14 protein-coding genes are annotated in these 13,865 nt (G+C 42.9%); 4 read left to right on the forward strand and 10 right to left on the reverse strand.

The window, feature by feature from the left end; genetic code table 11:
- Nucleotides 1–2 precede the first annotated feature (2 nt).
- A complete protein-coding gene (locus D7322_RS20915; protein WP_121126178.1) occupies nt 3–1,433 on the forward strand; it encodes an MFS transporter in 1,431 nt (476 codons plus the stop codon).
- A gap of 241 nt (nt 1,434–1,674) precedes the next feature.
- Here D7322_RS20915 and D7322_RS20920 read toward each other — a convergent pair whose 3' ends face one another.
- Entirely contained in the window at nt 1,675–2,472 is a 798-nt protein-coding gene (locus D7322_RS20920) for a DNA alkylation repair protein (RefSeq protein WP_121126179.1), read from the reverse strand.
- 5 nt (nt 2,473–2,477) lie between these two features.
- Complete coding sequence (locus tag D7322_RS20925; protein WP_121126180.1) at nt 2,478–3,116, reverse strand: peroxiredoxin-like family protein; 639 nt, start codon at nt 3,114–3,116, stop codon at nt 2,478–2,480.
- A 92-nt stretch (nt 3,117–3,208) separates the two neighbouring features.
- On the opposite strand from D7322_RS20925, the gene D7322_RS20930 reads away from it, so the two are divergent.
- A complete protein-coding gene (locus D7322_RS20930) occupies nt 3,209–3,538 on the forward strand; it encodes a winged helix-turn-helix transcriptional regulator (protein WP_121126181.1) in 330 nt (109 codons plus the stop codon).
- A 46-nt stretch (nt 3,539–3,584) separates the two neighbouring features.
- On the opposite strand, the gene D7322_RS20935 is transcribed toward D7322_RS20930, so the two are convergent.
- The 3 genes from D7322_RS20935 to D7322_RS28540 all read right to left on the reverse strand — a co-directional run bounded on the left by D7322_RS20935 (nt 3,585) and on the right by D7322_RS28540 (nt 7,040).
- Nucleotides 3,585–4,025: a pyridoxamine 5'-phosphate oxidase family protein gene (locus tag D7322_RS20935; RefSeq protein WP_121126182.1), complete on the reverse strand. Its 441-nt coding sequence runs from the start codon at nt 4,023–4,025 to the stop codon at nt 3,585–3,587.
- Nucleotides 4,026–4,058: 33 nt separating this feature from the next.
- Nucleotides 4,059–6,554, reverse strand: a complete 2,496-nt coding sequence (locus D7322_RS20940; protein ID WP_121126183.1) for a cation-translocating P-type ATPase — start codon at nt 6,552–6,554, stop codon at nt 4,059–4,061.
- Nucleotides 6,555–6,863: 309 nt separating this feature from the next.
- Complete coding sequence (locus D7322_RS28540; RefSeq protein WP_183078795.1) at nt 6,864–7,040, reverse strand: hypothetical protein; 177 nt, start codon at nt 7,038–7,040, stop codon at nt 6,864–6,866.
- Nucleotides 7,041–7,106: 66 nt separating this feature from the next.
- On the opposite strand from D7322_RS28540, the gene D7322_RS20945 reads away from it, so the two are divergent.
- Nucleotides 7,107–7,706 (forward strand): DUF4142 domain-containing protein, encoded by a 600-nt coding sequence (locus D7322_RS20945; protein WP_121126184.1) that lies wholly within the window; start codon nt 7,107–7,109, stop codon nt 7,704–7,706.
- A 340-nt stretch (nt 7,707–8,046) separates the two neighbouring features.
- On the opposite strand, the gene D7322_RS20950 is transcribed toward D7322_RS20945, so the two are convergent.
- The 5 genes from D7322_RS20950 to D7322_RS20970 form a co-directional block, all read right to left on the reverse strand.
- On the reverse strand, nt 8,047–10,986 hold the full coding sequence (locus D7322_RS20950; protein ID WP_121126185.1) for a M16 family metallopeptidase: 2,940 nt from the start codon (nt 10,984–10,986) through the stop codon (nt 8,047–8,049).
- Between the two features lie 304 nt (nt 10,987–11,290).
- On the reverse strand, nt 11,291–11,464 hold the full coding sequence (locus D7322_RS28545) for a hypothetical protein (protein ID WP_183078796.1): 174 nt from the start codon (nt 11,462–11,464) through the stop codon (nt 11,291–11,293).
- Complete coding sequence (locus D7322_RS20960; protein ID WP_121126187.1) at nt 11,451–11,675, reverse strand: hypothetical protein; 225 nt, start codon at nt 11,673–11,675, stop codon at nt 11,451–11,453. Before D7322_RS20960 ends, D7322_RS28545 begins: the two co-directional genes overlap by 14 nt.
- 219 nt (nt 11,676–11,894) lie before the next feature.
- A complete protein-coding gene (locus D7322_RS20965) occupies nt 11,895–12,302 on the reverse strand; it encodes a DUF5675 family protein (RefSeq protein WP_121126188.1) in 408 nt (135 codons plus the stop codon).
- Between the two features lie 3 nt (nt 12,303–12,305).
- Nucleotides 12,306–13,061, reverse strand: coding sequence for a hypothetical protein (locus D7322_RS20970; protein ID WP_121126189.1), 756 nt, complete (start codon nt 13,059–13,061; stop codon nt 12,306–12,308).
- A 595-nt stretch (nt 13,062–13,656) separates the two neighbouring features.
- On the opposite strand from D7322_RS20970, the gene D7322_RS20975 reads away from it, so the two are divergent.
- Nucleotides 13,657–13,851, forward strand: coding sequence for a hypothetical protein (locus D7322_RS20975; RefSeq protein ID WP_121126190.1), 195 nt, complete (start codon nt 13,657–13,659; stop codon nt 13,849–13,851).
- Nucleotides 13,852–13,865: the final 14 nt, after the last annotated feature.

The following is a 13,865-nucleotide window of genomic DNA, read 5'->3' on the forward strand; positions in this document are numbered from 1 at the left end:
ACATGAATACGAAATCAATAGAACCGAAGGGTAAGACAGTGCCCTATCCAAAACGCTGGGCGGCACTTTTCCTACTTTGTACCGCACAGTTTATCGTCATTATGGACACCTCCATTATTGGAGTTGCCCTACCGGCAATTCAGGCCGATCTAGGCTACTCACAATCTGGTCTGCAATGGATCTTCAACGCTTATGTTATCCTATTTGGCGGCTTCCTGTTGCTCGGAGGGCGTTTGTCTGACCTCTTTGGGGCGCGTAAGGTCTTTATGTGGGGCTTTGGTATTCTCACTGCGGCATCATTCTTGGCCGGTATCGCCTGGTCTGAACTGGTGCTAAATATTGGCCGTGGGCTACAGGGACTGGGTTCAGCCCTGATTGCTCCTGCCGCCCTGACCCTTGTTATGTCCAAATTTACCGATCCAAAAGAGATCAATCGCGCTTTTGGGTTTTGGGGCGCGGCAGCAGCAGCAGGTGGGTCGGCCGGAGTTTTTTTGGGCGGTGTGATTACCGAATGGCTTTCCTGGCATTGGATATTTTTGATCAATATTCCTGCTGGGCTTATTGTCCTGCTGTTCAGCAAGCGATTGTTGTTCAAGGGCGATACGAAAAAAGGAAGGATTGACCTTACCGGCGCATTGTTGGCCACCACTGCACTTGTGCTGATGGTGTACACCATTGTATCTGCAGAACATGCTGGATGGGATTCCTTACAGACAATAGGCCTGCTGGGCATATCTATTCTATTATTTATGGTGTTCATTATGTTGCAAAAGAAGAAAATGGATCCACTTGTACCCATAGCTATTTTTAAGGTTCCTAATTTATCCGCAGGTAACCTGATGATGTCGCTATTGGCTGCGGCATGGATATCTTTATGGTTTTTCCTTAACCTTTACTTACAGCAGATTCTGCACTATTCAGCCTTCCACAGCGGTCTCGCCCTGTTGCCGATGACCATAGCCATTATGTTCCTGATGGTAGGTTTTACTGGAAAACTGGTCACTAAGTTCGGATTCAAAACCAATATTATAGTGGGGCTGGTCATCCTTGCGGGATCATTATTTCTATTTAGCACGGTTCCGGCAGATGGTTCTTTCCTCCGAGATGTACTGCCGGCTTCTCTATTGGCGGCTTTGGGGATGTCCCTTACCTATATCCCCGGGACGGTAGCCTCGATCTCAGGTGCCGGTCCGGATGAAACGGGACTGGCTTCAGGACTGGTAAATACCAGTTATCAGGTTGGATCGGCTTTGGGGCTTGCCATTATCGTTGCTGTTTCCACGACGAAAACCAACACCTTGAAAATGGCTGCCACATCTGATGTCGATGCATTAAATGCAGGCTTTCAAACCGCATTTTTCTCTGCCGGACTCTTATGTATCGTAGCCATGCTAATAGTCGTTGGTTATATCAGAACCGCTAAACAATCGTAAAGAAATTCTGGTACTGCCTTTGCCTCCGGACTCTGGCAGACCTCCGCTGCCGAATGATAATATAAAATCTTTCGGTAGCGTTTTTTTGTTTCAAGCACCTTTTACTTTCACTCCCGAGCGTTGAACCACCACTGGCCATTCGCTATAGTGCACTTCATTCCTTCTTTTTGGGCATAGCAAACGGAGTCATAGGCAGGAGATACCCAAGCGTTGTATATTGAAATAGAAGAATGCATATCGTCTATTGCTTATTGATCGTCCGCAAGGCTTTTTTTATGATGTACTTTGTTTCTTTGGTATCGTTCTCTTCTTCCCAACGTTTGCAAAGTTGCTGAACAAATGCGGGCTGCGTTTTACTTGCATCATTTAACCAATTCCCCACACTATCCCGTACATATTTTGCTTTATCGGATTTTAACCGATCCAATATAGGCAAACCTAATTCAGGATGTTGTTTGAGCATTTCAATATGTTCGCACCAAACTCCCCTGGGCCGGGTTGCTTCCGTTGTAAATCTTCTTATATTTTCATCTTGATCTGATGTCCAACCGGAAAGCAGATTGATGCTTTCATCAAGATTTTTAGCAATTTTGGCTCTCACGGCCAACCAACAGATCTCTCTTACGCCAAAATGTTTATCCGCCGCAAAAGGCCGAATCTGTTTTAGCGTTTCGGAAAGGTTCAGATTTTTATTTTTTCCGATTGTATACGTTGCCCAGCAGCGAACAAGGTCAGCACGATGACCTGACAGGACTGCTAAAAACTCATTATCATTATTTTGCATCATTTGCTCAAAAAGCCCTATTCCGATAGCCTCGTTTACCGTATTTACGGTTTGCTTTTTCAGCTGGTCAATTTTTATGCGAAGAGGGTTTAAATAGGCTGATCTTCCATTTTGTGCAAGTAGATTTTCCAATAAAAGTTTTTGGTCTACAGCCAGCCATTCCACGAGGTTGACCGTCTCCATTTCTCCACGATTTAATTGTTCCAAAATATCTCTTGGAATATCTTTCGTGCTTCGCTCTCCTTTTCTTTTCATGTCGTTTACAATTGTTCTATCAATTCCTGAATATCTAATCTATTCATGTAATTGGTATCAGCAAACTTGTAGGTAATTTTACCGGTTTTATCTATGACAAAAACAGCTGGAACGGGTAGTTCATTATTATCATTTCCGTTATAATCCGACAGCTTTATTCCCAAATCACCATAAACAGGAATCACATAATCCTGAAGCTCAAAAGAGATACCAAGCCGTTTGGCCAAGGCATTATCTTCGTCCGTCAATACGTCAAAATCCAATTGATAATTGCGTTTTAATTCGTTGCTATAATCTCTTGCTTGCGGGGAGACGGCGACGAGGGTTACGTGCTTATCAGTAAGCTGTTTCAGATTGTGTTGTAAAGCTTTTAATTCGAGATTGCAATACGGACACCAACTGCCACGAAAAAAAGCTACAATCACTTTTCCTTTCCTCAAAAGCGTATGTAGTTCCACAATTTCATTGGCCGTATTTGGCAGGCTAAAATCAGGAAATATATCGTTTATGCCAGCACTGTTTTCTTCGATATTAATGATGTTCAAATCCGCAATAGATTTAGAGAATGCCGCTAAAACTTCCGTGGGTAGTTGATTGATCAAGTTTTCGTTCAGTTCTTCAATTTGATTTTTTAAATTTTTCATATATTGTTTTATATTTTTGCAAAGTTTTGAAAGTAAATTCAGAACTGCAATACCGCATATAATTATCCCTATGGGATAAAAAAGTCAATTTTATGAAATTAGAGGAAAGAGCAATAGAAGAAAAAATCTGTCCATTGGAATTTGCCGTTAATACGATCAGCGGGAAATGGAAAATCCCGATTGTATGGCGAATCAATGAAGGTGAGAAAAGACCAAGCGAAATGCTACGGGGTATCGCCAAGGTAGACAGACGTGTCTTAAACCAGCAGTTGAAAGAATTGGAGCGGGACGGAATTTTGTATAAAAAGAACTTTAATGAATTACCACCACGTGTCGAATATTCACTTACACCACTGGGCGAAAAATTAGTATCGGTACTTTGGAAATTGAACGATTGGGGAAAGCTTTTAATTGCTCAATAGCCAGTCCAGAAAAAACCTTTAATTTTTGGGCACACTTGGTCTACCTTCAATCGTCATGCGATTCGAACCGTCCACTTCCTTGCTCGATGTTGATGCGAAATACGATTAGCGAATCACGGAGTTGCGGGTTTATTGCATGCGCAGGGTGGCGTCCCGGTTCATTTGTATTGGGCATAATGCGCAAGATCAATCCTTGCATGACCTGCTGTCGCTCCATATCGCTCAGCTCTTCAAAATTTCCCCACAGAATGACACTTTTCCACTTGAACATACTCTCTATTTCGTCAACCTGAAAACAAACCCGAGGATTTGCACGTAGCATTTCAATTTTTTTACCCTCTCCTGCCTGAGCATATATCGCATTATTATGGTAAACATAGTTAACCGGGACAATGTACGTCTCGCCATTCACATGGCAGCCTATCCGACCTATAAACTTGCTCTCCAACAAAGTGATAATTTCTCTTTTACTCAATTCTCCTAACATATTGATTCGTATTAAATTATATAAAAACTCTAGCTATGCTCTCCTCATGAGCTTGTAAATTTCAAACCAAAGTACAGATACACCTGCAACGGCGAGAGCAATCGCCAGTTCAGATCCACTGAGCGCTGCGACCTCAAAGAAAGCAGCAACTGGCCTACAATACAAGATGACAAATAGCAAGATCAATACAACTAAAGAAATCCCCAACAATAGAATATTACGATTTTTAAAGCTTTCGATGATACTATAATAGAAGGAGCGGTTGGCATAGCTCAATAATATATTCGAAAAGATCAAGGTACAGAACACCATCGCCCTTGTTTTTTCCTCGCTCCCGCCGTGCTGGACAGTAAGCTGGTAACTAAATAAGACCCCAAGCGTGATCACTACCCCTTGGATGATGCTTATGCCCAGTTCCCTGATGCTTAAAAAAGTCTTCCCCATCGCCCTTGGAGGTTGATTCATCGTATTTCTTTCGATAGGTTCGTTCTCATAAACGACAGAACAGGTAGGTCCCATGACCAGTTCCAGAAAGATCACATGTACAGGGGTAAATATCTGCGGGTAGATCCACCCCAAAAACAAAGGCAAGGATACTGTCAGAATGATGGGGATATGAATGGAAATAATATACTGCACAGCCTTTTTGATGTTGGTATAAATCCGGCGGCCGGCAGCGATACCAACGATAAGTTTTTGCAAATCATCGTTGGTGATGACCAGTGCCGCCGCTGATTTGGCGATCTCGGTTCCCTTTTTTCCCATGGCCACACCAATATGCGCTGCTTTTAACGCCGGGCCGTCATTTACCCCATCTCCGAGCATGGCCACAACCTCACCACTCTTTTTCAATGCATTGACAACCGCAAGTTTGGCTTCTGGAAACATTCGGGTAAATAGCGTGGTCCGCTCAGCCAGCTTAATAATATCATCTTCGGTATTCCCAATGATTTCGCTACCATTTACAGCCGGCGTACCGTTGACAATTCCTGCTTGCAATGCAATCGCGTTTGTTGTTTCAGCGTTATCGCCAGTAATTACCTTTACCTTGATTCCGGCCGTATAGATTTGCTGAAAGACCTCCCTTATCCCCTCTTTGGGCGGATCATAGAACACCGTGAGCCCTAAAAACTCAAACGTAAAATCTTGCTGTTTTGCAGGGAAGTTATTTCCTTCAAAATGTGATTTTGCAACAGCCAAAATCCGATATCCTTGCTGAGCAAAAGTTTTAATCACCGCCCTTATCTTATCTCGATCGGTATCGGAGAGCCGTGAAACGCTGAGTATTGATTCGGGAGCGCCCTTGGCCGCGATGATCCGCTGCTTTTCGTTATTTTCAAAAAGGTGTGTCATCATCGGCGGCTTACCTTCCAGCGGATATTCATGAAACAGCTGATAACTCCTTCTTAGATCATTTTTTTGTGTTTTTTCGTATATTTTATGCAATGTGATCTCCATGGGGTCAAAAGGCACTGGCTCGCTGCTCCACATTGCATAGTCAATAAGTTCATGAAGTGCTTCATGCTCAAATTCAGCTTCGGTATAAACCCTGTCGGAACGATAATCATACAGGCTTTTTAATTGCATGATATTGGCTGTAATGGTACCTGTTTTGTCGGTGCAGATGACAGTGGTACTCCCCAAGGTCTCGACGATACTGCTCCTTTTTATGATAATGCCTTCGCGCATGAGCTTCCATGCCCCCAGGGCCATAAAAGTCGTAAATGCCACAGGAATTTCTTCGGGTAGTATGGACATTGCTAAGGTCAGCCCATTGAGCAGACTCACTACGATATTGTGCGTATCGAGGTAACTAAACAGGCAGACGAGCAGGAAAATAACAATTCCGACGATTGCCATTGCTTTCACAAATTTCTGGATCTGGATCTGCAAGGGCGAGATCTCTTCTTTAATCGTTCGTATGGATTCGCCAATTTTGCCTACGCGCGTTTCTTTGCCTATCCTTTGTACCTGAAAGACAGCTAGTCCCGACACTGTTATTGTGCTGCTATAAACGAAATTATCGGCTGTCGTACTATCCTTGAACACGGAGAAGCTCTCTCCAGTGAGTGATGACTCGTTGACAGAAAAGTCGTTACTGTGTACGATTACTCCGTCCGCATTAATCATGCGTCCCTCTTCTGTGATACAAAGATCGCCTACGACAATTTCCCGCGTAGGAATCTTGACCACCTGTGCATCCCGGATGACCACACTCAGGGGCTCATTGAGTTTTTCAAGCTCTTCCAACGCTTTCTTGCTGCGGTTGTCCTGATAAAACGAGATCGCAGTGACCGCCACGATCGCCACCACCATAAAAGCTGCTTCAGCATAGTCGCCCACAATTACATAGATCAGTGAAATAACTATCAGTAAGATCAGCATAGGCTCTTTTAAAATACCCAACAGCAACTCCAGCCAGGTACTTTTATGAGTTGTCGTCAACTGATTATACCCATATTTTGCCCTCGCCTGACTTACTTCGTTCTGGCTGAGACCTTTGAGATGATTGGGGATATTATACGTCATAAAGTGGATATTAAACCGTTAAAACTAGAACCTGGGGAGATACGTGAGGGCAAATCGATCATCTATTGAACAATCTGATTGGAGTTTTCGCTGGCTTTCATAATAAATTTATTTTATGGTTTGACACGTCAAAGTTAGATTTATAATAATTTTCAGACCATGATCACTGCTATTGGTTGTCATGATCCTGATCACTTTATTTCCAGCAGCAGCAATACGATCTGATCCGGAAGCAGCAGATCTTCTACTTTTATCTACTGACTGTATAAGAAACAATATTTTTCAAAATATGTTCTCCAAGAGGATATGCTAAATGAACAATGATTTAAATACATTTAGTTTGAGCAACGAGATTTCACCTTGCGTGCTGTTCCATTTCAAGGGTTCCATATTCAGGATGATCTTAGCCATTTCCGCTTTAGATGGCATACTTTCATTCGCGGCATAGGATCTATCCAGACTGCTGAGAAAACTATCCCCTTTCAATAATCACTTTTTTTTGAACGATATTGTTTCGAGTACTGTTTATTTTGAAATCAAACTCATAAGCATATGAAAAGAATATTTCTGACCCTAGCTATTGCATTATCGATTGTTGCTGTCCAAAGTTGCGGCGGCGGTGCAAAGAATGACAGTAAGGAAACGGCAGACAGTATCAACGAGGAAAAGTCGCCTGAAAATATGGATGATAATCAGGCGGCTGCGACGCCTCTGTCAGTCAGCGAAGAAGATGCTAAATTTGTCACTGAAGCGGCAAATGGCGGGATGTCCGAAGTAGAACTCGGGCAGTTGGCACAGCAAAAAGCACAGCATGCCGATGTCAAAGCCTTCGGAGAAATGATGATCAAAGACCACAGCAAGGCCAATGACGAACTGACTACACTCGCCCGGGGAAAAAACATTACTGTCCCAGCTACAATAGGCGTTGAACAGCAAAAAGTAAAAGATGATCTGGCTAAAAAGACGGGAAGAGAATTTGACAAAGCCTATATCGATGAGATGGTGGAGGATCACGAAAAAGACGTAAAGCTTTTTGAGGATGCCAGTAAAAATCTGAAAGATGCCGAATTAAAGGCATTTGTGGATAAGACCCTACCGACTTTGAGGACACATCTGGAGCACAGTAAAGCGGTAAAAGACAAATTGAAGTAATAATATTCGGTGCCCCGCTCCAAGCTAACTCAAGTTTTAAAGTGTTTATTATATTAATGTCACGAATAGCGATTATTCGTGGCATTTATTTTTTTTTGCACAATACTATTACTGACGTAACGAAAGCTTTTGTAAACATGATGTTGCAATGGCATTTCTGCTACAAAGATCAACTGCTATGAATTTACTCTAATAGAATACAATTACACCGAATTAGGAAGACAATACAGGCACAATACATGAGTCAAGAAATAGGCCACTTATAAAAAAAGGGACCGACGTATGCCAACGCGGTCCCCAATACAACTATAAACTATTAAATCTATCTTCTCCGTGTGGATCAGTATCCAAAGATTTCATTTAAGCTAAGCTTAGTGATTTTACCAAGTGCTGTAATATTGTCTTGATTCAGGTCCTTCTCCTCTCCGACAATGCAATAGTTATACGGCTTACGGCTTATATTATCGCTGTGAAATTGTTTAAGATCACTGTATGACAATTGAGGAATTTTTTCAAAGATCATTTTTCTTGAATCTTCGGTAAGTCCACGGCGTTGTGCTGCCATATAGCTCGAAAGGATACCGGTCCCCGTGATACGTTCACTGGCCAATGATTTTAATAAATTTGTACGCACCGATTCCAGGCCTACAGCTGATTCAGGCAGTTCATTCAAAAGCTCATTCATACCACCTACAGCATCTTTAAACTTATCAGATTGCGTTCCTATATAAGCACCGACCATGCCATGATTTTCTTTCTTTTGTGGTTGTCCATAGTAAGCATAAGTCGTATAGGCCAATGCTTTAGATTCCCGAAGCGTCTGGAAAACAATACTGCCCATACCGCCTCCAAAGTATCCATTGAAAAAAGTAACCGTCGGAAGTTGGTTTTTATCAAATAACCCTGAATTTCTGATCCAGAATACTTCAACCTGCTTCATGCCATACTGAGCAAAAAAGACTTTGCTCTCATCAGTCGGCTTTTCTACAAATTTTACACCCTTTTCTATTGTTGCATAGGCCGTGTTATTGTTTTTTAGCGGTGTCAGATTTTTCACCAACTCATTTACAGTCTGCGGTCCATAATAGAGAATACGGTGTTTCGCATTCGCTAACTTATGCAATACCGCTACGAGGTCCGAAGCTTTCAATCCATCCAATTCTTGATCCGTATAGGTGTAATTAAACGGGTTTTTGGCCCCATAACGAGCATATGCTTTTAGCCCCTCCATAATAGAAGCTTTATTCTCCTTGGCATTGGCGCGGGATTTTTTAATACGGTCAATGAATGCTGTAAATGCCTGCTCATCCGCTATACAATTATGCATCAGATCTTGCAGCAGACCGACTGACTCCTTAAAATTACTGCCCAAACCGGAAATAGAAACACTGCTTTCTTCATTTCCGGAAGAAACTGAAAAGTCTGACGCCAGCTTATAGAATGCTTTGCTAAACTCTTCACTGCTCCTATTCTTTGTACCTAAAAATTCCAGGTATCCGACGGCCAAGCCCAGTAACTTATTGTCCCAGCTACCAAAATCATAATGATAAGTCAGGGAGAACAGTTCGTTATCTTTGTTTTGAACAGCTAATACATCCAAATCCTTCAGTTTTGACTTGGAAATCTCCTGATCAAAATCTATCCATTTGGGGCTGATACTCTGCTCCGGCATTGCATTAATCTGTTTCAAAAATGCAGACTCTACATTCCGATTGACCGTAATAGGCGTAATGGCTGGCTTGACTACTTTATCTACATTAGTATCCTGACCTTTTTCCTTGAAGACCGTCACATAATTGACGTCAGAAATGTATTTATTGGCAAAGCGAACAATATCTTCTTTTGTAATCTTAGCTAAGCGGTCCGTATAAGCCAACTCTTTTGCCCAATCCAACTCCGCGTTAAAGCCCGACATAAGCTGTTCTGCGGTACTGGAGTAGTTTTCGAAGAGTTTGATCTGTGCTTTTCTTTCATTATTGATGATAGATGTCAACAGGTCTGCGGAGAAATCTCCTTTTCTCAATTTCTCCAGTTCAGCCAACAACAGTTTTTTGACGTCTTCCAGGCTCTGGCCAGTGCCCGGGTTACCCTGAAGAATAAGCATCGAATAATCTTTTAGAATATAAGGAAATGCACCTGCTCCCAATAATTTCTGAGACTTAACAAGGTCCAGGTCGATCAAGCCGGCAGATCCATTGGTCAGTACATTAGCCATTAGATTGAGGATCTGCGCATCTGGATGTGCTGCCCCCGGGAAACGAAAACCCATTAAGACATATTCCGAAGCAGGGCCCTTGACAGTCCTTGAAATCGGATTAGTGATGGGCTGCTCTTGCTCAAAGGTATATGCTGGTACGGGTTTGGATTTCATACCCGAAAAAGCCCTGTCTATGCGTTTAATCACATCGGTAGGATTAAAATCACCCGACATAATCACGCCCATATTATTCGGAACATAATAGGTGTTGTAATATTCACGGATTGCTTTGAGCGATGGATTTTTAAGATGCTCCACAGATCCCAAAACGGTTTGCTTACCGTAGTTATTATTGGGAAACATGGCCGCAAAAATAGCTTCGATCGATTTTCTATTATCGTTGTCTAAACTTATATTTTTTTCTTCGTAGACTGATTCAAGCTCTGTATGGAATAAACGGAGGATGGGATTGCGGAATCGCTCCGCTTGTACGGTCAGATATTTATCGATCACATTGCTAGGGATATCTTCGACGTAGACCGTTTGCTCAAATGAGGTGAACGCATTTGTACCCTTGGAGCCCATGCTGCTCATCAGTTTATCATATTCATTCGGAATAGCATATTTTGATGCCTCCCCCGATACACGGTCGATTTCTTTATAGATAGCAGTGCGTTCATTAGCATCTGTACTATGGTTGTATTTCTCATAAAGATTGTCGACCTCGTCCAGCAGCGGTTTTTCCTTGGACCAGTCCAAACTACCAAACTTGTCTGTTCCTTTAAAGAGCATATGCTCCAGGTAATGTGCCAGTCCGGTATGATCTTTTGGATCTGTTTTGCTACCAGCTTTAGTTGCAATATAAGCCTGTATGCGAGGTTGCTTGTTATTGGGGCTTAAAATAACAGTCAATCCGTTTTTCAATTTGTAAAACCGCGTTTGGACCGGGTCGTTGGTCACGTATTTATAGGTATAGCCTCCCTCTGAGGTTTCTTTCCACTGATATTTTCCGACTTGCGCCTGAATACCGGTCGTTATAAACAATAGCGATAGAAAAGCTACTGTTTTCATTTTTCTATTCATAAATAAACAATTTAGAGAACATAATCCTGATAATAGTTGGCAATAATATTTTCAACAATATTAAACTTTAACCAAGCAATTATCAATATAGTAGGGGAAAAACGATAAAATTTATAGAAATATTGATACTGGACAATATAATATTCAGAAAATTCATCATCATGTTATAGAAAAAAGGATTTTTTTCAGCTTTCTTCTCTCCTGTTTTGACATATACTGCTATAAGGTTGGATATTGAGGCAATAATGCTGATTAAGAAAGGGAGCTCCATATTCGGTACTCCCTTCATTTACTAGACAGAGGGCTACTTATGTCCCCGCCGATTCCATTGCCCCAGTAAACGACTGGTTACAAAACTTGCCAGTGTACCCAGAGCAGCCGTAAGGATCGTCTGCAGTACATCACCCAGCGAGATACTCGCCCAGATGGAGCAGATTGTTCCACCGATAGTGGAGATACGGATATCATTGAGCTTCATCGGCTTCACTCCTTTCCATTGCTTCCTTCGAGCCTTTCTCAGGTATGTCGTCGGCCTCTGGCGGGGGCTCCTCCTGATCCAACACTGTCTCCACGATCCCCAGTCCCAAAGCCAGGTATTTTAATATATTCCCGACCTTACCCGGTAATTTAACAGGCGCCGCCAGCACCAGTTGCAGCACCTGCCCTATTTTGTTAAATATTTTTTTCATTTTTGTACGTATTTAAAAATCCCCATCCTCTAACACACACTTTTCGTTAAGCTAAGGAGATCATGGAATTGAAAGCCTTGCGTTCCGACTGCCTATCGCTGACGCAAGATGAGGCTAGCATAAATCATTGTCCGAGCATAGCGAGTTTGATTTATGCCGTCAGCTTGCTAAAAAGATGGCACAAAGGAATGCAGTTGCCTATTCATGTCCTCCTAATTGCTATCGAATACTCAAATAGACTTCATCCCCCATATCCCACAAGCTATACACCAATGCTTTGAGCTTGGCCAGTGCCTTGCCGCTGTAATCCCCCCGACCTTCACCTGTCAGCGTTGTCACTGGAGCAATGCAACCAAGCAGCTCCTTTTCAGCATTATTAGCCGCATGAATAAGGATACCCTCACGGTTTAACACATTCGGAATACCGATCTGTTCACCATGTCGCGGATAGCGGATTTTCTCGAGCTTATACTGACCTATCGGAATGCAGCTGATCCGTCGGATGTTATTGCGGTCAGGCAGTTCGATCGTATGGCAGATATGCTCGCCATTAAAGGTGATCGTTCCATTTGTTCCCTCAGTCCCATATTTCCTTATGAGCTTGAGCGTATGTCTTTCCTTGATCATGGGTTAAGGAATATCGACCTCTGCGATGGTCATCGCGTTGTAAGGGTTGTTCTTGAGTGGATAGAATTCCCCATTCACCTCCTGATACATCGAGATTCCCACGATGATGTAAACAACCTTTGCAGCATCCACTACTAATGGTGCCTGTAGGGTCTCCTCCACGTGCACACCAATCAGTGGAATGTAGCCCGATTTGATCATCACCGGACGTGGCGGTACTTCATCAGTACTCAACTCGGCAACGGCCAGTGTAAACAACATATGCGTTGCCCCAGGCAACAACATCACATCATTCTGCGGATTGAATTCTGGAATGATCAGTGTCGCTTCGCCAGCGGCACGATCATAGGTAGGCGCCAGTTTTTCCCCTAGCAGCATTTTTAAGCTGCTGGCCTGGTTGAATTCAAATCCCTTGAGCATCGTGCTATTTTCCTCCAGAAAGATGCGCTCGCCACGCGCATTGGACGAATCCGACTTTTGGATCCTGTGGATCAGCGAGGTCAGTCTGTTGCGCATGGTGTTGTCTGCAAATGTGCGCAGAAGATTGTTCAGCTGGATCCGCAAGAGTTTGGCCGTGCCCGCAGCAGTACCAAATTCGGCCATGTTTTCACGCGTCCGCTGAAAATTAGGATCCGTCTGGATCCGGGCCTTGTCCACACCACCTTTCATGCGGACTTCGTAACCGCGACTGCGGTGTTTGCTAAAGGAAAGGTCCCCGACCTTGCCTCTAAACTTGATTAAACTTTCTTGTTTTGCCATGATATTGAGTTTTTAATGACAACACAAAGATGTCGAGCGCCAAAGCGATCCCTGTCCAAAATGGCCGCATATGGCCAACATGGCGAAATCTGACAGCGTAAGGCTCGGAATGGCATAATATGGCATTACATGTCTAATGTCAAGGAGCATTTAAGTACTGTTAGTGTACCGGGAGTGTACTGAAAAGGTACCAATGCCCTACCAAAAAGGTACTGGGAAGCTACTAAGAAGCTACCAAAGAGCTACAGCAAGCAGTATAACAGCAGTATGTAAAATGTGAATGAACCGTATCCATCTGCAGTCAGACTAGTGCCGGTATACCGAAAGAATCTTTATGCCGTTTATCCCATTTCAGACCCTATGTAATAGGTCAGATGACCGATTACAAAATATTATGATACAAATATTTAAAACAAAACAATTGCACAAACGTTAAAAGTAGATTATTAATTTCTTTCTTAAGGGCTGCCTATAAACGCACATTGGCGAATATGGACAGAGAGGTATCCAGCTGACAGGAGAATCATGGTACCATTAGGTATTGTCCGCGGCATAGCCATGCTATGCCCATAGACAATCCATAGCCCTATTTCTAATGACTAAAAAATACCGACTATGTATCAGTGCAAAAGACGTCGCATCCGTACTCGACCTTAGCCCCAGACAGGCGCAGCGCAAATACCAACAGGCAAAAGATGCTTATGGCAAAGCCAAGCACCAGCCCCTTACCGTTCAGGAGTTTGCCGCCTATTACGACCTACCGTTGGCGGAGGTTATCGAAAGACTTTAAGTGTTAGCGCCTTT

Origin of the sequence: Sphingobacterium puteale, assembly GCF_003627955.1 — a bacterium.
Taxonomy (GTDB): Bacteria; Bacteroidota; Bacteroidia; order Sphingobacteriales; family Sphingobacteriaceae; genus Sphingobacterium; species Sphingobacterium puteale.